The following is a 25,510-nucleotide window of genomic DNA, read 5'->3' as shown; positions in this document are numbered from 1 at the left end:
CGACTGCTTCGCGGTCGAACGGGAGCAAGCTCCCTCGCCACAGGGGAGGAATTGATAAACCGAGCGGTACTTGCATCTTCCCTGCCCCGCCCGCATAAATCAGCACATGAACCTGCCCATCCCCGCAGACAGTGCCCTGGACGGCTTCCACCCCGCCGTCAGCGCCTGGTTCAGTCACACCTTTGCTGCGGTCACCGCCGCTCAGGCCCGGGCGTGGCCGTTGATTCGCCAGCGCCGCTCGACGTTGATCGCGGCGCCCACGGGCTCGGGCAAAACCCTCACCGCATTCCTCGCGGTCATCGACGACCTGGTGCACCGGGGCCTGGACAATCCTGAAGGCCTGCCGGATCAAACCCTGGTGGTCTACGTCTCACCGCTCAAGGCGCTGTCGAACGACATTCGCATCAACCTGCAAAACCCGCTCGCCGGCATCACCGAACAGTTGCGCCTGATGGGCCTGCCGGAACTTTCGATCAGCACCGCCGTACGCACCGGCGATACTCCGCAAAAAGACCGCTCGGCGATGCGCAAAACCGCGCCGCATATCCTGGTGACCACGCCGGAATCGCTCTATGTGTTGCTCGGCTCCGATTCCGGCCGGCAAATGCTCGGCACCACGCGCACGGTGATCGTCGACGAAATCCACGCCATCGCCGCCAGCAAACGCGGCAGTCACCTGGCCTTGAGCCTCGAACGCTTGCAGGCGCTGTGCGTCGAACCGCTGGTGCGCATCGGCCTGTCAGCCACGCAGAAACCCATCGACGCGGTTTCGCGCTTTCTGGTGGGCCGCGACCGCCCTTGCGAAATCATCGACATCGGCCACGCCCGCCCACGGGACCTGGATATCGAAGTGCCGCCCGTGCCGTTGTCGGCGGTGATGGCCAATGATGTCTGGGAGCTGGTCTACGACCGTCTCGCCGCCCTCGCCCGGGATCACCGCACCACGCTGATTTTCGTCAATACCCGGCGCCTGGCCGAACGCCTGAGCCGGCACTTGAGCGAACGTTTGGGCAAAGAAGCCGTGGCCGCCCACCACGGCAGTCTGGCCAAGGAATTCCGTCTCGACGCCGAGCAGCGGCTCAAGCGCGGCGACCTGCAAGTGCTGATCGCCACGGCATCGCTGGAACTGGGCATCGACATCGGCGATGTCGACCTGGTGTGCCAGATCGCCTCGCCACGGTCGATCTCCGGCTTTCTGCAAAGGGTTGGCCGTTCCGGACACCAGGTTGGCGGCACGCCCAAGGGCCGTTTGTTCGCCACCACCCGCGACGACTTGATCGAGTGCGCCGCGCTGCTCGACTGCGTTCGCCGGGGCGAGCTCGATACCTTGCTGATCCCCGTGGCACCGCTGGACGTTCTGGCGCAGCAGATCATTGCCGAAGTCAGTTGCCAGGAATGGCAGGAACAAGCGTTGCTGGACCTGCTGCGGCGCGCCTCACCCTATGCCGATCTCGACGAAAAACACTATCAGGCGCTGCTGCGGATGCTTGCCGAAGGCTACAACGGACGCCAGGGCATTCGCAGCGCTTACCTGCACCGCGACGCTGTGTCCCACAGCCTGCGCGGGCGCCGGGGGGCGAAACTGACGGCGGTGACCAGCGGCGGGACCATTCCGGACAATGCCGACTACAGCGTGTTGCTCGAACCTCAAGGGCTGAACATCGGCAGCGTCAACGAAGACTTTGCAGTGGAAAGCATCGCCGGGGATGTCTTCCAGTTGGGCAATACGTCTTATCGAATCCTGCGCGTGGAAACCGGCAAGGTGCGGGTCGAAGATGCCCAGGGCCAGCCGCCGACCATTCCGTTCTGGCTCGGCGAAGCGCCAGCACGCAGCACCGAATTATCGATGGCGGTGGCTCGTTTGCAGGCGCACCTCGATGGGTTGCTGGGCGCTACGCCGGGCCAGTTGCAACCCGCGATCGAGTGGCTGACGAACACCCTCGGTCTGAACCTGGCCAGCGCCGAACAACTGGTGGAATACCTGGCCCGGGCGCGCCAGACCCTCGGCGCCTTGCCGTCGCAGGACACGCTGTTGATGGAGCGTTTTTTCGACGAGTCCGGCGGCACGCAACTGATCATCCACAGCCCATTCGGCAGTCGCATCAACCGCGCCTGGGGCCTGGCCCTGCGCAAGCGTTTCTGTCGCACCTTCAACTTCGAATTGCAGGCCGCCGCCAGCGAAGACGCCATCGTATTGTCGCTGTCCACCAGCCACAGCTTTGAACTGGACGACGTCTGGCGTTACCTGCACAGCAACAGCGCCGAGCACATCCTGATTCAAGCGGTGCTCGACGCGCCGCTGTTCGGCGTGCGCTGGCGCTGGAATGCCGGGGTTGCCCTGGGCCTGCCGCGCTTCAGCGGCGGGCGTAAAGTCGCGCCACAGATTCAGCGGATGAAAAGCGAAGACTTGATCGCCAGCGTGTTTCCCGACCAGATCGCCTGCGTGGAAAACCTCGCTGGCGAGCGGGACATTCCCGACCATCCGCTGGTGGAACAAACCCTCGACGACTGCCTGCACGAAGCCATGGACAGTGAAGGCTGGCTGGCCTTGCTGCGGCGCATGGAGCACGGCGACGTTCGCCTGATCAGCCGCGACTTGCCGGCACCCTCGCCGCTGGCCGCAGAAATCCTCAGCGCCCGCCCCTACACCTTTCTCGACGATGCACCGCTGGAGGAACGACGCACGCAAGCGGTGCTCAACCGCCGCTGGAGCGATCCGCAATCCACCGACGACCTCGGCGCACTGGACGTCGAGGCGATTGCCGCTGTGGGCGATGAAGCCTGGCCAGCCCCCGGGAACGTCGATGAAATGCACGAGGCATTGATGAGCCTGGCGTGCATCACCGACGCCGAGGCCCGGGCCAATCCGAATTGGCTCGACTGGCTGAGAACCCTGGCCGACAGCGGCCGCGCCTGCCGAATCAATCAGGTCCTGTGGCTGGCGCGGGAACGCCTGACCTGCCTGCGGGCCATTTATCCACAGGCCCAATGGTCGCCGGAAGTCGAAGCGCTGCCAGGTTTTGATGAGCCCTGGAAAGCGGATGCCGCCCTGCTGGAAGTGCTTCGTGCGCGGCTCAGCGCTTTTGGCCCGGTGCCGCTGGAGGCGATTGCCGAACCGCTCGGTTTACCGCCTGATCGAGTCACGCAGGCCTTGGCGCAACTGGAGCGCGAAGGCTACGTACTGCGTGGTCGTTTTACCCCGGGCGGCGCCGAAGACGAATGGTGCGAACGGCATCTGCTCGCGAGGATTCACCGCTACACGGTCAAGCGTCTGCGCCGGGAAATCGAACCGGTGGCGTTGCAGGACTTCATGCGGTTTCTGTTCGACTGGCAGCATCTGTCCAGCGCTACCCAAGGTCAGGGCAATGCGGTATTGCCGGCAATCGCCGCGCAATTCGAAGGCTACCCCGCCGCCGCTTCAGCCTGGGACAGCGACCTCCTCCCGGCGCGCATCAAGGACTATTCGCCGACCTGGCTCGATGAACTGTGCCGCAGCGGCAAACTGGTGTGGACTCGTCTCACCACGCACAACAAAAACGCCAGCGCCGCCCTGCGTAGCACACCGATTGTGTTATTGCCACGCAACCGGGTCGGGCTCTGGAGCGAATTGGCCGAACAAACACCGATTGACGAACTGTCGCCGAAAACGCAAAAGGTTCACGCCGCCCTCAGCCAGCACGGCGCACTGTTTTTTGATGAGCTGACTCATGAAGCGCACTTGCTGCGCGCGGAACTGGAAATTGCCTTGCAGGAATTGGTCGGCGCCGGACTGGTAAACGCCGACAGCTTTGCCGGTCTGCGCGCATTGATCACCCCGGCCAGCAAGCGGCAGAGCCGCAGCAGCCGACGCGGCCGCGGGGCCTTCGTCGGGGGCATGGACGACGCCGGGCGCTGGGCGCTGCTCAGGCGTGGTGCCGGCGCCGCGGTTGTGGATAACCTGCGCCCGGCGCCAACACCCGCCGACACGCTGGAACACATCGCCATGACCTTGTTGCGCCGCTACGGCGTAGTGTTCTGGCGGTTGCTCGAACGGGAAGCGGATTGGTTGCCGAGCTGGCGGGAATTGTTACGCACTTTCCATCGCCTGGAAGCACGCGGTGAGATTCGCGGCGGACGCTTTGTCAGTGGCCTGGCGGGCGAGCAATTTGCGCTGCCCGAGGCGATCCCGCTGTTGCGCGAAGTCCGCCGCCGGCCGCATGACGGCAGCTTGATCGCGGTGTGCGGGGTCGATCCGCTGAACCTCGCCGGCACGCTGTTGCCAGGGGCGAAAGTGCCGGCGCTGGCAAGTAATCGGCTGGTGTATCGGGATGGATTGCCGGTGGCTGCGGAGATTGCCGGCAAGCAGGTTTTTTGGCGGGAGCTGGATCAGCAGGCGGGTGCAGAGGTTCGCAATAAACTGATAAGACGCTGATCGTTCCCATGCTCCGCGTGGGAACCCAGCCAAGGACGCTCTGCGTCCCGGAAGCGGACGCGGAGCGTCCGGTGAGGCATTCCCACGCGGAGCGTGGGAACGATCATTGACTGCTGCGCAGCCCAGCGGGAGCAAGCTCCCTCGCCACAAAAGATTTGTTGGGGCGCAGTTATGGAATCCGAACCTGATCCGATATCTCCTCATCCTCCTGCCGGCGCTTGGGCAACAAAACCTGCTGTGGATAAGTCTGCGCGAAGTGCACCCACGGGCTGTTATCCACAAGCTTTTTCAAACGCTGGTTGAACGCGCGGCTCACCGCGTACTGACCGCCCGACACGGTACGGAACTGCGCCGTCAGCACCACGCCGTTGAGGTCCATTTTGTCGACGCCGAATACGTCCAGTGGACCTTGCAAGTTGTACCGGAGGAACGGGTCATCGCTGATGGAATGCCCGGCCTCGCGAATCAGCTCAATGGCCTTGTCGACATCGGTGTCGTAGGTGAACTGCACCGAGAAGAACGCGTAGGCAAATTGCCGCGATTGGTTGGTCACTGCCTTGATCTGGCCGAACGGCACTGAGTGCACGAACCCCTTGCCATCGCGCAAGCGCAAGGTGCGGATGGTCAAACCTTCCACCGTGCCGGCGTGGCCGGAATCGAGTACCACCCAGTCGCCGATGGACAGTGTGTCTTCAATGATGATGAACAATCCGGTGATCACATCCTGCACCAGTTGCTGGGAACCGAAACCGATGGCCAGGCCGATCACCCCGGCACCGGCCAGGAATGGCGCGACGTTGATCCCCAGGTTGGCCATGGTGGTGATCGCGCAGATCACCACCAGAATGATTTTGATCGCATTGCGCAGCAGCGGCAGGATGGTTTTCACCCGTGTACTGGGCTGGCGTGCCGAGCGTTTATTGGCCGGTGGTTTCAGCGCTTCCTGGATCGCCGTGTCGAGCACCACCCACACCATCCAGGTGATCAGGAAGATCAGGCCGATATGGCTCAGCGAATCACTGATCGCCCGACCGACCGCATTGCTCACCGCAAAATCAAACAGCGATACGCCCCAGATGCGCCCGAGAATATCGATGAAGACAATGGCCATGGCGATGCGCAGCAAGGCGTGGGAAAGGCTCAGAAAACGCTGTTTGTAGGCACTGCTGCGGCGCACGTCCGTTTCACTGCGCGACTTGAAAAGGTGATGCAGCGTGGTACTCAGGAACACCGTGGCAATCAGCAGTATCGTAGTGAACAGCGCACTGCGCAGGACCTGCTGATTGTCTGCACTGACGCTGATCAGGTTGATGATCGAAACCAGCACCATCAACAGAATCGGCCAATACCAGAGCCCGGAAAAAATCCGCAGGGTTTCACGTAACGCCGGCTGTTTGCGGCGTTGGGCCAGCGGCAGGATGCGAATCAGCTGAGCGACCGGTCGACGCATGCGGACCACTAGCAGACCAAAGGAAATCGAAGCCGCCAGACCGGTAAACACTGCGATGCTGCTGGTGAGATTATTGCCCAACTGATGAGCGATCTGCGGACTGGTCAGCGCGTCACTCAGTGCGACGAGAAAACCGATCCCGAACAGCGGACGCGGACTGTGCTGGCGAATGATCTGTACTGCGCGACGTTTGTGACCGGTGTTGAACAGCACCACCAGTGACATCACCAACGACGCGGCGAACACGCCGCTACTGGTGGCATAGGCAAAGCACAACGCCAGCGCCCGCCCCGCCGACACCGGTAGAAACTGACTGGCATAAATGGTCAGCGGCAGGCTCACCAGGGCGGCGATGCCGTAGGGCAGCACGTAGCCCAGCAACGCTTGTCCACGTTCACGACTGAGCAGTAACCGATGTTCACACAGGCGTTGCGCCGACCATTTGCCGAGCAACCAGAATGAGCCAAAAACTGCGGCCCAGACCAAGGTCAGCAACAGGAAATCCCCAGTCACGCTCCAGCTCGAACGAGCGGATGGATGATTGACCAGCTGATCGACCTCGTCCGCGGCGCGATCGGCGCGCAGACGCCAGGCGTCGACCAGGTTTTCATTGAGGTCGAGCCTGGTCTGCACCTCGTCGATGCTGGAACTGATGGCGCCCAGCAAGCCGCCCTGAACCAGCGGTTGAGGGTGGGCCGGCGGTGTCGCTGCAGTGGCACTTGCGGGCAGACCCGCAACGGCCGCCGCCTCCAGTTCCTCGCTGCCCACAAACAGCAACGCCCCCAGTAACATCGCGGTCTTGAGCTTGATCAAGGCATCCGCTCCTTTGGATAAGACTGTAAGGAACTGATCGACAAATGACGGACTAGTTCGGCGCTGGCCCCCATCGGCTCGGCGATCTTTGCGTTGAAGACAAATATCAAATGCTCATCCCTGTATTTTTCCGCACAACCCAAACCCCGACACTGCGCTCCATCAAATCAACCCACCGGAGTTGCAGTCATGCCTATTGCCTTGCTCGCGCTGACCCTCAGCGCCTTCGCCATCGGGACGACCGAGTTCGTCATCGTTGGCCTGCTACCTACCATCGGCGCCGACCTCGGCGTCAGCCTGCCGTCGGCCGGCCTGCTGGTCAGCCTGTATGCGCTGGGTGTCGCCGTGGGCGCCCCGGTGCTGACTGCCCTGACCGGCAAAGTCCCGCGCAAATTGTTGCTGTTGTCGCTGATGGTGCTGTTTACCCTTGGCAATTTGCTGGCTTGGAAAGCGCCGGGTTACGAGTCGCTGATACTGGCACGGATCGTAACCGGTCTGGCGCACGGGGTGTTTTTCTCGATCGGTTCGACCATCGCGACCAGTCTAGTGCCCAAGGAAAAAGCCGCCAGCGCCATTGCCATCATGTTCACCGGCCTGACCGTGGCCCTGGTCACCGGCGTGCCGCTGGGTACGTTCATCGGCCAACATTTCGGCTGGCGTGAAACCTTTCTCGCCGTCTCGGCCCTGGGCGTGATCGCGTTCATTGGCAGCCTGCTCTATGTGCCGAAAAACATTGCCCACAGCAAACCGGCTTCATTGTTGCAGCAATTGCAGGTGCTCAAGCAACCGCGCCTGTTGTTGGTGTACGCGATGACGGCGGTCGGTTACGGCGGTTCGTTCATTGCCTTCACGTTCCTGGCACCGATTCTTCAGGACATCGCAGGTTTCAGTGCCAGCACCGTCAGCCTGGTATTGCTGGTGTATGGCATATCGGTGGCGGTCGGCAACATCTGGGGCGGTAAACTGGCGGACAAACGCGGCCCGATCAGCGCCTTGAAAATCATCTTCGCCTTGCTCGCCGCAGTACTGTTCATCCTGACATTTACCGCTGGCAATCCCTGGTTGGCGCTGGCGACCGTGCTGGTCTGGGGCGCCGTGGCTTTCGGGAATGTGCCGGGTTTGCAGGTGTACGTGGTGCGACAGGCCGAACATCACACCCCCCATGCGGTGGACGTCGCATCGGGCTTGAACATCGCCGCGTTCAACCTCGGTATCGCCGGCGGCGCCTGGGGTGGCGGTTTGATCGTTGCACACATGGGCTTGATCCATACCGCATGGATCGGTGGGCTGGTGGTGCTGGTGGCCCTGGCATTGACGGCGTGGAGCGGCCGCCTGGATCGCCTCGGCCCGGTGTATGCCGAAAGCTCGACCCGGGTCGTCCCCAGTCACTGATATCCCCTTGCAGGAGTGAGGCTTGCCCGCGAAGGCGCCGGATCTGGCGACATTGATGTTTAATGTTATGACGCCTTAGCGGGCAAGCCTCGCTCCTACCGGTCAATTTAAAGAAATGCACCGTCGGTAGTTCCGTCGAAACTTTCGCCGCTTGCCCGCAGTCATCAAAAGATCGGGGGCATTCAGACGGGAGGCGACATGGCGGCGATTCACATCGGAATTTCAGGTTGGCGCTACACGCCCTGGAGGGGCGATTTCTACCCAAAGGGTTTGCCCCAGAAACGTGAACTGCAGTTCGCGTCGCGGGCGGTCAACAGCATCGAAATCAATGGATCGTTCTACGCCCTGCAACGGCCTGACCGGTACGCCCAGTGGTACGCCGAAACCCCACTGAACTTCATCTTCAGCGTTAAAGCCCCGCGTTTCATTACCCACATCAAGCGTTTGCGGGACATCCACAAGCCCTTGGCCAATTTCTTCGCCTCCGGAGTTCTGGAGCTCAGAGAAAAACTGGGGCCGATCCTCTGGCAATTTCCGCCCAACTTCAAATTCGATGCCGAACTGTTCGAAACCTTTCTCGATCAGCTTCCCCACGATACCCAGCAAGCAGCCGCCCTCGCCCACGAGCACGACTCGCACCTGAACGGCCCGGCCAGTTTGAAGGCCCATGGAAAAAAGCCGCTGCGCCACGCGGTGGAAATTCGTCACGAAAGCTTCATCGACCCGGCCTTCGTTCGCCTGCTCAAGCGCTATAACGCCGCGTTGGTGATCGCCGACACCGCCGGTAAGTGGCCTTACCGCGAAGACATCACCAGCGACTTCGTCTACCTGCGCCTGCACGGTGCCGAAGAACTCTACGCCAGCGGCTATACCGCGCAGGCGCTCAAGCGTTGGGGGGACCGGATCGATGCTTGGCATCTCGGTCGGCAACCGGAGGATCCGCATCTGATCGCACCCAGACAGAAGCCCAAGGCACGCAAGTCCCGCGAAGTGTTTTGCTACTTCGACAATGACATCAAGGTTCACGCGCCCTACGACGCGCGCCGCCTGCTGGAACGTTTCGATCTCGACAAACACCTGCTCACCGCTCCCGGAGAACCTGCCGCCGAAGGGGTGCTGCCATGAGCATTTCCGAGCCAATCGGCGTGACGGACGAACAAGAAAGCGTCAACACCAGCGTGCACCGGTTTACGGTGCTGACGGTCAATACGCACAAGGGTTTCACCGCACTCAATCGCAGGTTCATTCTGCCGGAATTGCGCGAAGCGGTGCGCAGTGTAGCCGCCGATGTGGTGTTTTTGCAGGAGGTTCACGGCACTCACGAACAGCATCCCAAACGCTACAGCAATTGGCCGGCGATGCCGCAATATGAGTTCCTTGCCGACACGCTGTGGCCGCAGTTTGCCTACGGACGCAATGCGGTTTATCCGGCGGGCGATCACGGCAACGCGCTGTTGTCGAAATTCCAGATCGTTCGCCATGACAACCTCGACGTGTCCATCAGCGGCCACGAGAATCGCGGCATCCTGCATTGCACCCTGCGCCTGCCCGGTGAAGGTCCGGAGGTACACGCGATTTGCGTGCACCTGGGCCTGCGTGAATCCCACCGCAATGAACAACTCAAATTGCTCGCCCAGCGTTTGGCGCAACTGCCAGGTGATGCACCCGTGATTGTCGCCGGCGATTTCAACGATTGGCGCCAGCGCGCCGATGCCCTGCTCAAACCCTGTGGTCTGCGCGAAGTGTTCGCCCAGCATCACGGCAAACCGGCGCGCAGTTTTCCGGCACGCCTGCCGGCCCTGCGCCTGGATCGCATCTACGTGCGCAACCTCAAGGCCAGCCACCCGAAGGTGCTCACCACTCGCCCCTGGTCACACCTTTCCGACCACGCCCCCTTGTCGGTGGAGATAGAGCTATGAGTATTTCACCGATGGAAAAAACCACTGTGCAGCCGATTGCCGCGCCCCCCATTAGCCAGCCCGCAATGGTCGATGTCGAATACCGCTGGCAAGGCAATAACCGCGTCGAGTTGCTGGAAAACGGCGAAGCCTATTTCCCCCGGGTGTTCGAGGCCATGCGCCAGGCGAAAACCGAAATCCTTCTGGAAACCTTCATTGTCTTTGAAGACAAGGTCGGCGATGAACTGAAGGAGGTGCTCATCGAAGCAGCACAACGGGGCGTGCGCGTCACCGCCAGCCTGGACGGATTTGGTTGTGGCGAACTGAGCACTGGGTATCTCACAGCCCTGAGCAGCGCTGGCGTGCACCTGCAAATGTTCGACCCGGCCCCCAAGCGTCTGGGCATCCGCACCAATTGGTTCCGCCGCCTGCACCGCAAGATCGTGGTGGTGGACGGGACCATTGCCTTCATCGGAGGGATCAATTTTTCCGCTGACCATCTGGCCGATTTCGGTCCTGAAGCCAAGCAGGATTATTCGGTGGAAGTTCAAGGCCCGGCGGTGGCGGACATTCACCATTTTGCCCTGCTGCAATGCGGCCGACCGGTGCACGCCAAGTACTGGTGGCAACGCCGCAGGCAGCGCCGCTCGGAACTGGCGGTCAGCGATCACGATGGTCAGGTGCGCCTGGTACACCGCGACAACGGTGATCACCGCAACGACATCGAAGAGGTTTACCGCGAGGTGTTGCGCACGGCAAAACGTCGCGTGGTAATTGCCAACGCCTACTTTTTCCCTGGCTATCGTTTGCTGCGCGACATCCGCAACGCGGCTCGCCGTGGCGTTGACGTGCGCCTGATCCTGCAAGGGCAGCCGGACGTCCTGATGGCCAAGCTCGCTGCGCGCATGACCTACGATTACCTGCTCAAGTCCGGGGTGAAAATCTACGAATACTGCGACCGTCCGCTGCACGGCAAAGTCGCGCTGGTGGACGAAGACTGGAGCACCGTCGGCTCCAGCAACCTCGACCCGTTGAGCCTGTCGATGAACCTGGAGGCCAACGTGTTGATCCGCGATCGAACGTTCAACCGCGTACTTTACGAACGCCTGGAAGATCTCAGTGACAACCACTGCAAATTCATGTCCGTGGACAAGGCCCCGCGCGGCCGAATCTGGCACATGACCGTGGGCTTTCTGGTGTTCCACTTCCTGCGCCATTTCCCCGCCTGGGCCGGGTGGCTGCCCGCGCACAAACCTCGTCTGAAAGCGTTCACCCCACCGACCGGGAGCGATCGACATGAGCCGCACTGAAGCACCCGCGGCGCCCCACGCCGAGCATCCGGCCAAATCGCGTCTGGGCCGTTGGAAAAGACCGCTGACCCTGCTGTTTTTTCTGGCGCTGATCGTCCTGTTGACGATGTTCGCCCAGCGTATCGAATGGGCCGAAGTGCTCGAAACCCTGGCTGATTTCAAGGTGCGTACTCTGATTATCGCGACCAGCCTGACCGTGGTGAGTTTTCTGGTGTACGCCTGTTTCGACCTGATCGGCCGCACTTACATCCGCCAGGACCTGACGTGGAAACAGATTCTCCCGGTAGGGATCATCAGCTATGCCTTCAACCTCAACCTGAGCGCCTGGGTGGGCGGCATCGCCATGCGTTATCGCCTGTATTCGCGACTGGGGGTGAGCAAGAGCAATATCGCCAAGATTCTCGGCCTGAGCCTGGCGACCAACTGGTTCGGCTACATGCTGATCGCCGGCGTAGTGTTCAGCAGTGGGTTGGTGCGGATGCCGCCAGGCTGGAAATTGAGCAGCGGTGCATTGCAGGCGGTGGGCGTGTTGTTGCTCTTGGCGAGTGCCGGATACCTCGCGGCCTGCCGTTTTTCCAGCCGCCGCGAGTGGTCGATTCGCGGTGTGGAAATCAACTTGCCATCGCTGCGCATGGCAATCCTGCAACTGTGCCTGGGTGCCTTGAACTGGTCACTGATGGCCGCGGTGATCTTTACCTTGCTGCCGAGCAAACTGGATTATCCGCTGGTGCTTGGAGTGTTGCTGATCAGTGCCATCGCCGGGGTCATCACGCACATCCCGGCCGGGCTTGGTGTGCTGGAAGCGGTGTTCGTCGCGCTGCTGCAACATGAGGCGTCACGGGGCAGCCTGGTGGCGGGGTTGCTGGCCTATCGGGCGATCTATTTTCTGCTGCCGCTGTTGATCACGTTGGTGATGTATTTGTTGGTGGAAGCCAAGGCGAAGTCGCTGCGGATTGCCAAGAAACCCAAGTGATCTGCTGTGATTGGACTGACGCCATCGCGGGCTTGCCCGCGATGGCGCCTTCGATGGCGCCTTAAAGAACACCACCAATCACTTGGACTGAATAATGCTCAAACGCTCACCCACCACCATTTCCGTGATCCAGTCCACGAGGATCGAGGTGTAAGCCTGTTGTGAAACCGGATCGCTCAATGCGTGATCGGCACCGTCGATAATCCGGTGCGTCAACGAGTGCGTCTGCTGGCACGCCGCGCGGTAGCTCATGATGGTTGCGTGAGGTACATAGGCATCGGTCTCCGATTCCACCAGCAGAACATCCCCGGTGAATTCCGAGCAGGCGTGCAAGGCGCGATTGCTGTCGGCACGCACGAGCGTGCTGCGGTAATCGCGCAGGTCGAGCTTGTCCAAATCCCGCTTTGGCGTGTGCCATTTATCGTCGCGATACAGCGCCGGCACCCGCAACGCCAGCCAACGCACAGGGCGCAACGACGTCAGGATCGAGGCCAGGTAACCGCCGTAACTGGTGCCCACCACGGCAATGGCCGAGGTATCGAGTGCCGGGTGCGCCAGCAAGCGATCGTAAGCTGCCAACAGGTCGCGCAGATTATCTTCGCGAGTCACCCGTGACAGTGGAATCCCCGTGCCTCCGGTGTGTCCGCGAAGATCGAATGTCAGGCAGACACACCCCAGGCCGGCAATACCTTTGGCCCGTTCCAGGTCTCGCTCCTGACTGCCGCCCCAGCCGTGCACAAATAACACGCCAGGGACCTTGGATTTGGGACTGAGGAACGTCCCGCTCATCTGTTCGTCGTCAATGTCGATTTGAATGCTTTCGCTTCTAGCCGTCATAGGATTTGACCGTTACATACTTGAGAAGAAAATCACTGTTTTGCGCCGGCCCCCGGTACACCTCGATGGCGTCCGCGGGCAGCGCCTGATCGATGTAGGTTTCCACCGAAGACACCCGGATCGCACGCATTGCAGGATCATTGAGAAATGCCTGCAACGCTGCCACTTCGGCGCTACTGGCACCGCCCATGCGCCAGGATTGTTCGAGCACCCCGCTACGCCGCTTGCCGTCGCTGGCCAGCCCTTGGGCGATGTCGTAGTTACGCCGCGAGGCATAAAAAGCGGGATAGGCTTCATCAGCGGCCCTGTCGAACACCTGCGCCTGGTGGATCGCCAGTTGCACATCCTCCGGCAAGTCCAGCTTCAACAGATCATCGTAGCTACCCTGCACTACCAGCAGGTTGGAACCACCATAGACCTCTTCGCCGTGAGCGTCTTCGGTCAAGTATTGATCACCGCAGTAACTCAGCACGGTGTCGCCGATGAAACTCTGACCGACGCTGTGGGTGATCACCTGGTCCAGGTCCTGTTCCAGCACTACGCCCTCATTGAACAACGCTTTGGCTTCAGGGCGAGCGAGTATCTCGTCGAATTGATCGAGGCTGCTGATCACTTCCTGACCGCGTCCGGCGCAAGCATGAATGGGCTTGAGACGTATTGGCCCGGTGTAGAGCAGATGCTCCGCCGCCGGCCGTGCATCAGCGAACGAGAACACGCTGAGACCGTCGAGCACGACACTGCGCACTCGCTCGGAAAACAGCGGCGCCCAGCCTTTCGGCGCATGCGCCTGGTAGTTCAACAAGCCGTGGCTGATCGCCTTGGTGCAGATGAAGTCATGCTCGACATACCCGCCCCACAAATCTTCCGGCCCCTTGATGCCCAGTTGACAAGCGGCCGCGGCACCCACCAGCGTCTGGGTTGGCAGCAAGTAAAGGTCTCGACCGGCATGCTGTTGCGGGTCGAAGCTGCCACCGAACTTGAGCCCGAGAATTTGCGCCAGCCAGCGGGCCAACGCGCGGTTGGTTTCGACTTCATGCTGCGGCGCATCAGGGTGCACCGAATGGGCGACCACCAGTTTCTTGCGGTTTGCCGGGGTCATGCATCCCCCTTGAATCGTCGCTTGAGAATGTAGCCTTTGCAGGTGCAGAGATCAGGCCAATCGGGGTAGCGGGAAAATGCTTTTTCAATCAAACATTTACGCGAGCGGTGATGGCATGGCGCCTGCTTTATTCTGCACGACAGCAAATCCACTCCATGCAATTTGCACGATCAATAAACGCTCCTGCAGGGAGGTTGTGGTGATTATCGGTTCGCAGCGGCTGGCGTCACCCCAAACCGCGTCCGGTAATCACTCGGCGCCAGCCCGGTAATTTTCTTGAACGTCGAACGGAAAGCCCCCGGGTCCTGATAGCCCACGGTCCAGGCAATGTGATCGATGGTGCCATTGGTGAACTCGAGCATTTCCCGTGCCTTGCCGACACGCAGGTGCTGGCAGTACTCGGTGGGCTTGAGCCCGGTGGCCGCGCGAAACCGGCGCAGAAACGTACGCTCCTCCAACCCTGCGCGCTCAGCCATCGTCGTGAGCGAAACGTCAGTGGCCCCGGTGCTTTGCAGCCAGTGCTGGACCTTGAGTATCGCCCCATCGCCATGGTTGAGGATCGGCGCAAAGTTGCTGCCGCACTCGCTGGCGCTGTCGCTGTGTTCGACCACCAGAAAACGCGCGGTGCCGGTGGCAATGCTTGGTCCCAGCAGACGATCCACCAGACGCAACCCCAGTTCCGACCAGGCCATCAATCCGGCAGTGGTGATCAAGTCGCCATCGTCGACAATCGGCGTGTCGGCCTTGAGTTTGATGGCCGGATAACGCTCGGCAAAGGTCTTGGACGAGGTCCAGTGTGTCGTGGCGCTACGACCGTCGAGCAAACCACTTTCGGCCAACAGGATCGAGCCGACACAGACACCACCCAGAGTTGCTCCGTTGGCGTGCTGCTGACGAATCCACTGAATCAGCCCTTGCGGCGCCTGGCCTTCGGAGAACCCGGCAATCGACGGCGGAATCAGCACCGCCACTAACGCGTGCTCGGGGCCGGGATGGCTGTCGTAAACCCGCACCGGTTCCCGGTCACCCTCGACCTGCCAATGGCTGACGCGCAACAACGGCAGATGTGCTGCCTGATGCTCCCCGGCAATCCGGTTGGCCACCCCGAACAGGTCCGTCAAGCCGTGCACCGCCGCCATTTGCGCGCCAGGATAGATCACCACCCCCAGCTCGGCGGTTGGCCTTTGTGCGTCCATTGTCAGTTTTCCCCTTTCAATTGTCGGTGCGGCCAATCCTCGGAAGGCCTGCACAAGCCAATACTTGATTCCACACCAAACCGCACTTCGAGGAAACAGTCATGGCCAAGCAAGCACTCATCGTAGTCGATATCCAAAACGACTACTTCCCCCAAGGCAAGTGGCCGCTGGTCGGCGCCGATGCCGCTGCCGACAACGCCGTTCGCCTGCTCAAGGCTTTTCGCGAGGCCGGTGATTCGGTGGTGCACATTCGCAACGAATTCACCTCAGAGGACGCGCCGTTTTTCACCCCGAACTCCGAGGGCGCCAAGCTTCACCCCAAAGTCCTCAACCTGGCCAATGAGCCGGTGGTGCTCAAGCACTTCGTCAACTCGTTCCGCGAAACCGAACTACAGTCGATCCTCGACGAGCAAGGCATCAAGGAGCTGGTGGTCGTCGGCAGCATGAGCCACATGTGCGTCGATGGCATCACCCGGGCGGCCAATGATCTGGGCTACAGCGTTACGGTGATCCATGACGCCTGCGCCTCCCGCGATCTGGAGTTCAATGGCCTCACCGTCCCGGCAGCCCATGTGCATGCCGCCTTCATGTCGGCACTGGGTTTTGCTTATGCCAGCGTGGTGTCGACCGACGAGTTCCTGGCCCGATAAGCACTTCGGTCATGCTGGCATTTGCCAGAACCTGACCGGCAACAAAAATGCAAAAGCCCATGGCCGCAAATGCCATGGGCTTTTTATTGCCTGTGAGTCTGGACGATCTGCACCGAACGCAAGACCGCCTGAACGCTGGAAAGTCATGCCAACGCTAACAATGGCCTCACTCCCAACGCATCCGCGGGGGATTGTTGCTTGCACCCATGCCACTTTCGAGAAATCTCACTGGAAGCCTGAACAATGAACAGCATGACTATCAGCACCGACAGCCTGAAGAAAAAAACATCCCTGGGTCTCACCACCATGGCGATCGGGACCTACGGTATCTATTTCGCCCTCGCCGTAATCTACTTCTGGTTCGGCGGAATGAAATTCACTCACTACGAAGCGCAGGGGCTGGTCCCCCTGGTGAGCAACAGTCCCTTGCTGGGTTGGGTCTATCAGCTTTTCAGCGTCGATCTGTTTTCCAGTTTGCTGGGTGTCCTGGAGGTTTCGATCGGTGTACTGATTGCGGGCCGCCTGTTCTCACCAAAGCTTTCATTGATTGGGGGCGCTTTGTCGGCCGGATTGTTTTTCACCACGTTGAGCTTTATGTTCTCGACGCCCGGTGTGGTCGAGCCCGGCCTTGGTTTCCCGGCCATTACCGTCGCGCCAGGCCAGTTCCTGCTCAAGGACATCGGCTTGCTTGCCGCGTCCCTGTTCGTGGCAGGCCATTCGCTGACCCGATTGGAAACCCCTTGAGCTGACAACCTCATCCACCGATGGCCTGAATCAGTTCATACATTCAGGTCATCGCCGTCTTGCGCTAGAAAGACGCCCTCACCGCTCAGTGATTTCATCCAGTCCCGTGGACTGCTGCCGGTCTTGCGGCGAAAGGCACGGGCGAGCGCCGAAGGACTTTCATAGCCCACTTCGTCGGCGATCAGCGTTATCGGCCGTCCCTCCCGCAAACGCTTCTGCGCCAGACTGATCCGCCAGCTCAAAAGATAATCCAGCGGGGTTTGTCCCAGGACCGCACGAAAATGCAGCGCATACGCGGCGCGCGACATGTTCGACTCGTTCGCCAGCTCCGCCACGGACCAGGGGCGTTGAGGATGGTTGTGCATCTGTATCAGCGAGCGAGCCAGGCGCACATCGGCCAATCCGGCCATCATGCCGGTGCTCAACTGCTGGTGATCGAGCAAATGCCGGAACAGCAGGATAATCAACAGTTCGAACAAGCGATCAAGCACCGCTTCCCTGCCACAATGCCCATCCGCAGCTTCACTGAACAACCATCTCAAGGTGTCCGCCAGCAGCGGCAACTCATCCAGGGGTAGCACCAGCAGGTCCGGAAGCGAAACACATAGAGGATTGCTGACACCGCCATCAAACACCATCGACGCGCATAACAGCTGAGCGCCCTCAGGCTCACTGGCGATGAGTTGGTGACGGCTGGGGCGTGGCAGGAAAATCAGGCTTGGGCGCGTTAACAGCATTTCGCGCCGCCCGGGGACTTTCAACGTGACAGAGCCGGCCTGCAACAGATGAATATGACCGCGTTGGTCGGCACCCTCATAGGTAGACACTCCGCACAGCTTGCCGCTGTAAAACAGATTTGCGCGTACGCCAAACTGTGACAACAACGTGGATAGGCGATCCATGGGCAATTCTTCACGGGCTCTACACCTGTAGCAGAATACCACCGCACCTGGGTCGGGCCTGTCCCCCGCAGGATTTTCCCAGGTGAAAATGCGAAAAGCCCGGCATCCATACGGAAGCCGGGCTTTTCAGGTTCTATTGCTGCTTGCAGGAATCAGAACGGGATATCGTCATCGAAGCTGTCGAAATCCGGAGCCGGTTGCGGTGCGGCCTGCTGTGGGGCCGGACGCTGTGGCTGTTGTTGCGGAGCAGGACGTGGAGCCTGCTGGCGCGGAGCGGATTGCTGGTAGTTACCGCCGCCCTGAGCCTGCTGGTCGCCCTGAGGACGGCCGCCCAGCAATTGCATGGTGCCTTGCATGTCGACCACGATTTCAGTGGTGTAACGCTTGATACCGTCTTTTTCCCACTCGCGGGTCTGCAGTTTGCCTTCGATGTAGACCTGTGAACCTTTACGCAGGTACTCGCCAGCGATTTCTGCGACTTTGCCGAACATCGACACACGGTGCCATTCGGTCTTTTCGACTTTCTGACCGGTTTGCTTGTCAGTCCATTGCTCGCTGGTCGCCAGACTCAGGTTGGTCACGGCGTTGCCATTGGGCAGGTAGCGAACTTCAGGATCCTGGCCGCAAGTGCCGACCAATATGACTTTGTTAACCCCACGGGCCATTGCGTTCTCCTAGGCTTCGCACGCTGTCGCGGCCGGGTTGTTCACCAGACGCTCGAGAGTGGTGCGATCCAATAATTCTGTGTCCAGTTTGATGTAAATGGCGGCTTCATCGGCAACGACAATTGCATCTGTTACCCCTACGACGGCCTTGAGGCGCTCGATCAGGCCAGCTTCACGAATCGCTTCGGGCGACAACGGCAAGCGCAGGCTCGTTACATAGGGAGGTTCGCGCATGGTAACAGCAAAGACCAACCAAAGTGCAGCCAGCCCGGCACATCCCAGGAAGACAACCGACAAACCGCCATGCTGGAACAACCAGCCGCCGAGTATCCCGCCCAATGCCGACCCGAGGAACTGACTGGTGGAATACACCCCCATCGCCGTGCCTTTGCCGCCGGCCGGTGAAACCTTGCTGATCAGCGATGGCAGTGAAGCTTCCAGCAGATTGAACGCGGTGAAGAACACCACCGTACCGATCACCAGAGTCCGCAAGCTATCGCCAAACTGCCAGAAGAATAGCTCAGTGAGCATCAGCGTCACGACGGCGCCGAGTAAAACTCGTTTCATTTTGCGTCGCTTCTCGCCGTAGATAATGAACGGAATCATGGCGAAGAAGGAAATCAGCAACGCAGTCAGGTACACCCACCAATGCTGCTCCTTGGGCAGCCCGGCTTTTTCCACCAGCGCCAGCGGCAAGGCAACGAAGCTCGACATCAGCATTGCATGCAGGACAAAAATCCCCAGATCCAGACGCAGCAGATCCGGGTGTTTAAGGGTAGGAATCAAAGCCTGGCGCGCCACGCCGGACTCGCGATGCTGCAACGGCCCGGTGGAGCGCGGCACCATGAACATCACGATCACAATGCCCAACAGCGCCATGCCGCCCGTGGCAAGAAACAGCCCGGACAGGCCGAAGGCACGGGTCAGCAATGGCCCCACGACCATGGCGACGGCGAACGACAGACCGATGGTCATACCGATCATGGCCATGGCCTTGGTCCGGTGCTGTTCGCGGGTCAGGTCCGACAGCAACGCCATGACCGCTGCGGAAATCGCCCCGGCGCCCTGCAGGATGCGACCGGCGATCACGCCCCAGATCGAATCGGCGTTGGCCGCCAATACGCTGCCCAGGGCGAAGATGATCAGCCCAAGGTAGATCACCGGGCGGCGACCGATACGGTCGGAAATGAAACCAAAGGGAATCTGGAAAATCGCCTGGGTCAGGCCATAAGCGCCAATCGCCAGCCCGATCAGGGCCGGGGTCGCGCCTGCCAGGTCCATGCCATAGGTCGCCAGCACCGGCAACACCATGAACATGCCAAGCATACGGAAGGCGAACACCAGGGCCAGACCGCTCGCTGCGCGGGTCTCGCTGCCACTCATGCGTTCGCTGTGGGGATCGTGCATGGAAAAACCTCATGTGAACCGGCGGCGATTCTACCAGTCCCATCGATTGGCAGGGTATATCGCGACGCTTTGCCGCGTGTAGATGACAGAGCTTTCATGTAAGCCTGCAATGACATCATTCGATAGTGTGCATCCATCCAGTATTTGGCCGTATACTCCTACGTTTTCGACGCCCGCCAAGCGAGGCCACCTTGGACAAGATCCTGATTCGTGGGGCTCGAACCCACAACCTTAAGAACATCGACCTGACCCTGCCACGGGACAAGCTGATCGTCATCACCGGCCTGTCCGGCTCCGGCAAGTCTTCCCTGGCGTTCGACACGTTGTACGCCGAAGGCCAGCGCCGCTACGTCGAATCGCTGTCGGCGTATGCCCGCCAGTTCCTGTCGATGATGGAAAAGCCCGACGTCGACACCATCGAAGGCTTGTCGCCGGCGATCTCCATCGAACAGAAATCGACCTCCCACAACCCGCGCTCGACCGTCGGCACCATCACCGAAATCTACGACTACCTGCGCTTGCTGTATGCACGCGTGGGTATTCCGCGTTGCCCGGACCATGACATTCCGCTGGAAGCGCAGACTGTCAGCCAGATGGTCGATCTGGTCCTCGCCGAACCGGAGGGCAGCAAACTGATGCTGTTGGCCCCGGTCATCCGCGAGCGTAAAGGCGAACACCTGTCAGTCTTTGAAGAGCTGCGCGCCCAAGGGTTTGTACGCGCCCGGATCAACGGCAAGCTGTATGAGCTGGACGAAGCGCCCAAGCTCGACAAACAGAAGAAGCACTCCATTGATGTCGTGGTCGACCGGTTCAAGGTCCGTCCCGACCTGCAGCAGCGTCTGGCCGAATCATTCGAGACCGCACTGAAACTGGCGGACGGCATCGCCCTGGTGGCGCCGATGGACGACGAGCCCGGCGAAGAGATGATCTTCTCCGCACGCTTCGCCTGCCCGATTTGCGGTCACGCCATCAGCGAACTCGAACCGAAGCTGTTTTCCTTCAATAACCCGGCCGGCGCCTGCCCGACTTGCGATGGCTTGGGTGTGAAGCAGTTCTTTGACATCAAGCGGCTGGTCAATGGCGAGCTGACGCTGGCCGAAGGCGCGATACGTGGCTGGGACCGGCGCAATGTCTATTACTTCCAGATGCTCGGGTCGCTGGCTTCCCACTTCAAGTTCAGCCTGGAAGTGCCGTTCAACGAACTGCCGGCCGATCAGCAAAAGCAGATCCTGCACGGCAGTGGCTCGCAAAACGTCGACTTCAAGTACCTGAACGACCGCGGTGACATTGTCAAACGCTCGCACCCGTTCGAAGGCATCGTGCCGAATCTGGAGCGGCGCTACCGCGAAACCGAATCGGCCTCGGTGCGTGAAGAACTGGCCAAGTTCCTCAGCACCCAGTCGTGTCCGGACTGCCGCGGTACACGCTTGCGCCGTGAGGCGCGGCATGTGTGGGTCGGTGAGAAAACCTTGCCGGCGGTCACCAATCTGCCGATCGGCGATGCCTGTGACTACTTCGGTGGCCTGAAACTGACCGGCCGTCGCGGGGAAATCGCCGACAAGATTCTCAAGGAAATCCGCGAACGCCTGCAGTTCCTGGTCAACGTCGGCCTCGACTATCTGTCGCTGGATCGCAGCGCGGACACGCTGTCCGGTGGTGAAGCGCAGCGTATTCGTCTGGCGAGCCAGATCGGCGCTGGGCTGGTGGGCGTTCTGTACATCCTCGACGAACCATCGATCGGCCTTCACCAGCGTGATAACGACCGGCTACTGGGTACCCTCAAGCACCTGCGCGACATCGGCAACACGGTGATCGTCGTCGAACACGACGAAGATGCGATCCGTCTGGCCGACTACGTGGTGGATATCGGCCCAGGCGCCGGGGTTCACGGCGGTCATATCGTCGCCGAAGGTACGCCGTCCGAAGTCATGGCCCACCCGGACTCCCTGACCGGCAAGTACCTGTCGGGCCGGGTGAAAATCCAGGTACCCGCCAAACGCACGCCCCGCAACAAGAAGTTGTCGTTGTCGCTCAAGGGCGCTCGCGGCAACAACTTGCGCAATGTCGACCTGGAAATCCCGATCGGCCTGCTGACATGCGTGACCGGAGTCTCCGGCTCGGGCAAATCGACGCTGATCAACAACACGCTCTTCCCACTGAGCGCCACGGCACTGAATGGCGCAACCACGCTGGAAGCCGCGGCCCACGACAGCATCAAGGGACTGGAGCATCTGGACAAAGTTGTCGACATCGATCAGAGCCCGATCGGTCGCACGCCGCGCTCCAACCCCGCGACTTACACCGGTTTGTTCACGCCGATTCGCGAGTTGTTCGCTGGCGTGCCTGAATCACGTTCCCGCGGTTATGGCCCCGGGCGTTTCTCCTTCAACGTGAAGGGCGGTCGCTGCGAAGCTTGCCAGGGCGATGGCTTGATCAAGGTTGAAATGCACTTTCTGCCCGACATCTATGTGCCATGCGATGTTTGCAAGAGCAAACGCTACAACCGTGAAACCCTTGAGATCAAATACAAGGGCAAGAGCATCCATGAAACGCTTGAGATGACCATCGAGGAAGCACGTGAGTTCTTCGACGCTGTACCGGCGCTGGCGCGCAAGCTGCAAACGTTGATGGACGTCGGCCTGTCGTACATCAAGCTGGGGCAATCGGCGACAACCTTGTCCGGTGGTGAGGCCCAGCGGGTCAAACTGTCCCGCGAGCTCTCCAAGCGCGATACCGGCAAGACGTTGTACATCCTTGACGAGCCGACGACAGGGCTGCATTTCGCGGACATCCAGCAACTGCTCGACGTACTGCATCGATTGCGCGACCACGGCAACACAGTCGTCGTCATCGAACACAACCTGGACGTGATCAAGACCGCCGACTGGCTGGTGGATCTGGGGCCGGAAGGCGGGTCAAAGGGTGGACAGATCATTGCGGTCGGCACACCCGAAGAGGTGGCCGAAATGAAGCAGTCTCACACGGGTTACTACCTCAAGCCGCTGCTGGAGCGTGATCGCGCCTGACCTGACGCAATGAAAAAGCCCCTGTCACTTTATCGGTGACAGGGGCTTTTTTGTATTCGCTGAGATCAGGTGTGGGATTGCAGGTAGTTCTCGAGACCGATCAACTTGATCAGACCCAGCTGCTTCTCCAGCCAGTAAGTGTGATCTTCTTCGGTGTCGTTGAGCTGGATGCGTAGCATTTCGCGGCTAACGTAATCCTGGTGCTGCTCGCAAAGCTCAATACCTTTGCACAGAGCGGCGCGAACTTTGTACTCGAGACGCAGATCCGCTTCGAGCATTTCCGGTACGGTGGTGCCGACATCGAGGTCGTCCGGACGCATGCGCGGTGTGCCTTCGAGCATCAGGATGCGACGCATCAGCGCATCAGCATGACCTGCTTCTTCTTCCATTTCATGGTTGATACGTTCGTAGAGCTTGGTGAAACCCCAGTCCTCATACATCCGCGAGTGGACGAAATATTGATCACGCGCGGCCAGCTCGCCGGTCAGCAACGTGTTGAGGTAATCGATAACGTCTGGGTGGCCTTGCATCGCCCTACATCTCCCTGCTTTAAAGTCTGTAGTTTGAACCAACCGGGCTGCAACGTCACTCGGCAGACGCAATAAAAGCGAAGATATTCTGAGAAAACCAGCTGAAATAACGCAAAAACCGCCCTAATAAGGGCGGTTCTGCTTCTCATTTAGACTTCGTTAAGCTGTACGTTGAGTAGCGTTGCGATTGCTTCTCCATACGCCGGGTCGGCCTTGAAGAAATGCTGCAACTGCCGGTCGACCACATCACTCGACACACCTGCCATTGCTCCAGCGATGTTGCTGACCAGCAAGTTTTTCTGCTCATCGCTCATCAATCGGAAAAGTGCACCGGCGTGGCTGTAGTAGTCGGTGTCCTCACGATGGTCATAGCGATCGGCAGCCCCGCTTACAGCCAACGCAGGCTCGGCATAACGAGGCGCCTGTTTAGGTGCCTCCACATAGCTGTTCGGCTCGTAGTTCGGTGCCGCACCGCCATTGCTTCCGAAAGCCATGGAGCCATCACGCTGATAGGTGTTTACAGGACTGCGAGGCGCGTTCACTGGCAGTTGCTGGTGGTTGGTACCAACACGGTAGCGATGTGCATCCGCATACGCGAATACTCGGCCTTGCAGCATGCGATCCGGCGACAGACCAACACCCGGCACCATATTGCTAGGACCGAATGCGGCTTGCTCAACCTCAGCGAAGTAATTGAGCGGGTTGCGATTGAGTTCCAGCTCACCGACCTCGATCAGCGGAAACTCTTTCTGCGACCAGGTTTTGGTGACATCAAACGGGTTTTCATAATGTGCGGCGGCCTGAGCTTGCGTCATGATCTGAATGCACACGCTCCATTTCGGAAAGTCACCGCGCTCGATGGCCTCAAACAGGTCGCGCTGAGCGTAATCAGGATCAGTCCCGGCCAGACGCGCTGCATCTGCCGGTGCCAGATTCTTGATGCCCTGCCGGGTCTTGTAGTGCCACTTGACCCAATGACGCTCGCCACTGGTGTTGATCAGGCTATACGTGTGGCTACCAAAGCCGTGCATGTGACGGTAACCATCAGGGATGCCGCGATCTGAAAACAGGATCGTGACCTGATGCAATGCCTCTGGAGAATGCGACCAGAAATCCCACATCGCCTGCGCACTCTTGAGGTTGCTCTGCGGCAGACGCTTTTGCGTGTGGATAAAGTCCGGGAACTTCAGCGGATCTCGAATGAAAAACACCGGTGTGTTGTTGCCGACAATGTCCCAGTTACCTTCTTCGGTATAAAACTTCAAGGCAAAGCCGCGGGGGTCACGTTCGGTGTCTGCCGAACCACGCTCACCACCAACGGTTGAGAACCGCAGAAACGTCGGAGTCTGCTTACCTACAGTCTCGAACAGCTTGGCGCTAGTGAACTGAGTGATGTCACGCGTCACGGTGAAGGTACCGTAAGCGCCCGAGCCTTTGGCGTGTACACGGCGTTCCGGGATGTTTTCACGATTGAAGTGGGCAAGCTTCTCGATCAGATGAAAATCGTCGAGCAGCAGCGGGCCACGAGGACCGGCGGATCGGGAATTCTGGTTATCGGCGACAGGAGCGCCACTGGCGGTGGTAAGCGTTTTGTTTTGGCTCATGCGATCTCTTCCTTTGTCGGTCTTGAACTGCCGGCTAAACGGCTGAAAGGAAGTATTGACGATCGAGATGACATCTTCTAATTCATTGACTGATATAAATCGATAGAGAAACCTGATCACTCTTCGTTTTATAGGCGGCTCGGCGGGCTTTTCAAGCGGACACAAAAAACCGGGCGCTAGGCCCGGTTCTTTGTTTCAGACTGACGTCTTACTCGGCGGATACAGCTTCGCCAGCAGTAGCACGATCAACCAACTCGACGTACGCCATAGGCGCGTTGTCGCCAGCGCGGAAACCGCACTTGAGGATGCGCAGGTAGCCACCCTCACGGGTAGCGTAACGCTTGCCCAGGTCGTTGAAGAGCTTACCAACGATAGCTTTCGAACGAGTACGGTCGAAAGCCAGGCGGCGGTTAGCAACGCTGTCTGTCTTGGCCAAAGTGATCAGCGGCTCGGCAACGCGACGCAGCTCTTTAGCTTTTGGCAGAGTAGTTTTGATCAGCTCGTGCTCGAACAGCGACACCGCCATGTTTTGGAACATGGCCTTGCGGTGCGAGCTGGTGCGGCTCAGGTGACGACCACTTTTACGATGACGCATGGTTCATT

19 protein-coding genes are annotated in these 25,510 nt (G+C 60.0%); 9 read left to right on the top strand and 10 right to left on the bottom strand.

What is annotated here, in order from left to right:
* The first annotated feature begins 106 nt into the window (after positions 1–106).
* Positions 107–4,411 (top strand): DEAD/DEAH box helicase, encoded by a 4,305-nt coding sequence (locus D8V06_RS28255; protein WP_130932260.1) that lies wholly within the window; start codon positions 107–109, stop codon positions 4,409–4,411.
* Between the two features lie 169 nt (positions 4,412–4,580).
* On the opposite strand, the gene D8V06_RS28250 is transcribed toward D8V06_RS28255, so the two are convergent.
* On the bottom strand, positions 4,581–6,674 hold the full coding sequence (locus D8V06_RS28250; RefSeq protein WP_130904013.1) for a mechanosensitive ion channel domain-containing protein: 2,094 nt from the start codon (positions 6,672–6,674) through the stop codon (positions 4,581–4,583).
* A 189-nt stretch (positions 6,675–6,863) separates the two neighbouring features.
* Between D8V06_RS28250 and D8V06_RS28245 the strand changes: the two genes are divergently transcribed.
* The 5 genes from D8V06_RS28245 (at position 6,864) to D8V06_RS28225 (ending at position 12,247) form a co-directional block, all read left to right on the top strand.
* A complete protein-coding gene (locus D8V06_RS28245; RefSeq protein WP_130906951.1) occupies positions 6,864–8,066 on the top strand; it encodes an MFS transporter in 1,203 nt (400 codons plus the stop codon).
* 198 nt (positions 8,067–8,264) lie between these two features.
* On the top strand, positions 8,265–9,191 hold the full coding sequence (locus D8V06_RS28240; protein ID WP_130906950.1) for a DUF72 domain-containing protein: 927 nt from the start codon (positions 8,265–8,267) through the stop codon (positions 9,189–9,191).
* Positions 9,188–9,985, top strand: coding sequence for an endonuclease/exonuclease/phosphatase family protein (locus D8V06_RS28235; protein ID WP_130906949.1), 798 nt, complete (start codon positions 9,188–9,190; stop codon positions 9,983–9,985). The genes D8V06_RS28240 and D8V06_RS28235 overlap by 4 nt, the downstream gene beginning before the upstream one ends.
* On the top strand, positions 9,982–11,274 hold the full coding sequence (gene clsB / locus D8V06_RS28230; protein ID WP_130932259.1) for a cardiolipin synthase ClsB: 1,293 nt from the start codon (positions 9,982–9,984) through the stop codon (positions 11,272–11,274). Before D8V06_RS28235 ends, clsB begins: the two co-directional genes overlap by 4 nt.
* Positions 11,261–12,247 (top strand): lysylphosphatidylglycerol synthase domain-containing protein, encoded by a 987-nt coding sequence (locus tag D8V06_RS28225; protein ID WP_130932258.1) that lies wholly within the window; start codon positions 11,261–11,263, stop codon positions 12,245–12,247. The genes clsB and D8V06_RS28225 overlap by 14 nt, the downstream gene beginning before the upstream one ends.
* Before the next feature lie 78 nt (positions 12,248–12,325).
* On the opposite strand, the gene D8V06_RS28220 is transcribed toward D8V06_RS28225, so the two are convergent.
* The 3 genes from D8V06_RS28220 to D8V06_RS28210 form a co-directional block, all read right to left on the bottom strand.
* Positions 12,326–13,084 (bottom strand): alpha/beta fold hydrolase, encoded by a 759-nt coding sequence (locus D8V06_RS28220; protein WP_130904017.1) that lies wholly within the window; start codon positions 13,082–13,084, stop codon positions 12,326–12,328.
* Positions 13,074–14,183: a DUF3182 family protein gene (locus D8V06_RS28215; protein WP_130932257.1), complete on the bottom strand. Its 1,110-nt coding sequence runs from the start codon at positions 14,181–14,183 to the stop codon at positions 13,074–13,076. Before D8V06_RS28215 ends, D8V06_RS28220 begins: the two co-directional genes overlap by 11 nt.
* 203 nt (positions 14,184–14,386) lie before the next feature.
* Positions 14,387–15,379: a GlxA family transcriptional regulator gene (locus D8V06_RS28210; protein WP_130932256.1), complete on the bottom strand. Its 993-nt coding sequence runs from the start codon at positions 15,377–15,379 to the stop codon at positions 14,387–14,389.
* A 101-nt stretch (positions 15,380–15,480) separates the two neighbouring features.
* Here D8V06_RS28210 and D8V06_RS28205 point away from each other — a divergent pair, with 101 nt between their 5' ends.
* Together D8V06_RS28205 and D8V06_RS28200 are read left to right on the top strand one after the other, a co-directional pair.
* On the top strand, positions 15,481–16,029 hold the full coding sequence (locus tag D8V06_RS28205; protein WP_130932255.1) for a cysteine hydrolase family protein: 549 nt from the start codon (positions 15,481–15,483) through the stop codon (positions 16,027–16,029).
* A 243-nt stretch (positions 16,030–16,272) separates the two neighbouring features.
* Positions 16,273–16,773 carry a DUF417 family protein gene (locus D8V06_RS28200; RefSeq protein ID WP_056855870.1) on the top strand — a complete coding sequence of 167 codons (501 nt, stop codon included), beginning with the start codon at positions 16,273–16,275 and terminating at the stop codon, positions 16,771–16,773.
* Positions 16,774–16,808: 35 nt separating this feature from the next.
* Here D8V06_RS28200 and D8V06_RS28195 read toward each other — a convergent pair whose 3' ends face one another.
* The 3 genes from D8V06_RS28195 to D8V06_RS28185 all read right to left on the bottom strand — a co-directional run bounded on the left by D8V06_RS28195 (position 16,809) and on the right by D8V06_RS28185 (position 19,747).
* Positions 16,809–17,675, bottom strand: a complete 867-nt coding sequence (locus D8V06_RS28195; RefSeq protein ID WP_130932254.1) for an AraC family transcriptional regulator — start codon at positions 17,673–17,675, stop codon at positions 16,809–16,811.
* 152 nt (positions 17,676–17,827) lie between these two features.
* A complete protein-coding gene (locus tag D8V06_RS28190; RefSeq protein ID WP_056855879.1) occupies positions 17,828–18,340 on the bottom strand; it encodes a single-stranded DNA-binding protein in 513 nt (170 codons plus the stop codon).
* A 9-nt stretch (positions 18,341–18,349) separates the two neighbouring features.
* Positions 18,350–19,747: an MFS transporter gene (locus tag D8V06_RS28185; RefSeq protein ID WP_056855880.1), complete on the bottom strand. Its 1,398-nt coding sequence runs from the start codon at positions 19,745–19,747 to the stop codon at positions 18,350–18,352.
* Positions 19,748–19,938: 191 nt separating this feature from the next.
* Between D8V06_RS28185 and uvrA the strand changes: the two genes are divergently transcribed.
* The gene (gene uvrA / locus D8V06_RS28180) at positions 19,939–22,773 is read left to right on the top strand and encodes an excinuclease ABC subunit UvrA (protein ID WP_130932253.1); all 2,835 of its coding nucleotides are present in this window, start codon (positions 19,939–19,941) and stop codon (positions 22,771–22,773) included.
* Positions 22,774–22,838: 65 nt separating this feature from the next.
* Here uvrA and bfr read toward each other — a convergent pair whose 3' ends face one another.
* The 3 genes from bfr to rplQ all read right to left on the bottom strand — a co-directional run bounded on the left by bfr (position 22,839) and on the right by rplQ (position 25,502).
* A complete protein-coding gene (bfr, locus tag D8V06_RS28175) occupies positions 22,839–23,303 on the bottom strand; it encodes a bacterioferritin (protein ID WP_056855882.1) in 465 nt (154 codons plus the stop codon).
* A 149-nt stretch (positions 23,304–23,452) separates the two neighbouring features.
* Positions 23,453–24,907 carry a catalase gene (locus tag D8V06_RS28170; RefSeq protein ID WP_130932273.1) on the bottom strand — a complete coding sequence of 485 codons (1,455 nt, stop codon included), beginning with the start codon at positions 24,905–24,907 and terminating at the stop codon, positions 23,453–23,455.
* Between the two features lie 208 nt (positions 24,908–25,115).
* Complete coding sequence (rplQ, locus tag D8V06_RS28165) at positions 25,116–25,502, bottom strand: 50S ribosomal protein L17 (RefSeq protein ID WP_007970429.1); 387 nt, start codon at positions 25,500–25,502, stop codon at positions 25,116–25,118.
* Positions 25,503–25,510 lie beyond the last annotated feature (8 nt).

It is taken from the genome of Pseudomonas sp. Sample_24 (genome assembly GCF_004307605.1).
Classification (GTDB): domain Bacteria; phylum Pseudomonadota; class Gammaproteobacteria; order Pseudomonadales; family Pseudomonadaceae; genus Aquipseudomonas.
Note: the sequence above shows the minus strand (reverse complement) of the source record. Positions and strands in the feature narration are given on the sequence as shown.

Coding starts and splice junctions, on each gene's coding strand:
- D8V06_RS28255 (WP_130932260.1), top strand. CDS start 107: ATGAACCTGCCCATCCCCGCAGACAGTGCCCTGGACGGCTTCCACCCC.
- D8V06_RS28245 (WP_130906951.1), top strand. CDS start 6,864: ATGCCTATTGCCTTGCTCGCGCTGACCCTCAGCGCCTTCGCCATCGGG.
- D8V06_RS28240 (WP_130906950.1), top strand. CDS start 8,265: ATGGCGGCGATTCACATCGGAATTTCAGGTTGGCGCTACACGCCCTGG.
- D8V06_RS28235 (WP_130906949.1), top strand. CDS start 9,188: ATGAGCATTTCCGAGCCAATCGGCGTGACGGACGAACAAGAAAGCGTC.
- clsB (WP_130932259.1), top strand. CDS start 9,982: ATGAGTATTTCACCGATGGAAAAAACCACTGTGCAGCCGATTGCCGCG.
- D8V06_RS28225 (WP_130932258.1), top strand. CDS start 11,261: ATGAGCCGCACTGAAGCACCCGCGGCGCCCCACGCCGAGCATCCGGCC.
- D8V06_RS28220 (WP_130904017.1), bottom strand. CDS start 13,084: ATGACGGCTAGAAGCGAAAGCATTCAAATCGACATTGACGACGAACAG.
- D8V06_RS28215 (WP_130932257.1), bottom strand. CDS start 14,183: ATGACCCCGGCAAACCGCAAGAAACTGGTGGTCGCCCATTCGGTGCAC.
- D8V06_RS28210 (WP_130932256.1), bottom strand. CDS start 15,379: ATGGACGCACAAAGGCCAACCGCCGAGCTGGGGGTGGTGATCTATCCT.
- D8V06_RS28205 (WP_130932255.1), top strand. CDS start 15,481: ATGGCCAAGCAAGCACTCATCGTAGTCGATATCCAAAACGACTACTTC.
- D8V06_RS28200 (WP_056855870.1), top strand. CDS start 16,273: ATGAACAGCATGACTATCAGCACCGACAGCCTGAAGAAAAAAACATCC.
- D8V06_RS28195 (WP_130932254.1), bottom strand. CDS start 17,675: ATGGATCGCCTATCCACGTTGTTGTCACAGTTTGGCGTACGCGCAAAT.
- D8V06_RS28190 (WP_056855879.1), bottom strand. CDS start 18,340: ATGGCCCGTGGGGTTAACAAAGTCATATTGGTCGGCACTTGCGGCCAG.
- D8V06_RS28185 (WP_056855880.1), bottom strand. CDS start 19,747: ATGCACGATCCCCACAGCGAACGCATGAGTGGCAGCGAGACCCGCGCA.
- bfr (WP_056855882.1), bottom strand. CDS start 23,303: ATGCAAGGCCACCCAGACGTTATCGATTACCTCAACACGTTGCTGACC.
- D8V06_RS28170 (WP_130932273.1), bottom strand. CDS start 24,907: ATGAGCCAAAACAAAACGCTTACCACCGCCAGTGGCGCTCCTGTCGCC.
- rplQ (WP_007970429.1), bottom strand. CDS start 25,502: ATGCGTCATCGTAAAAGTGGTCGTCACCTGAGCCGCACCAGCTCGCAC.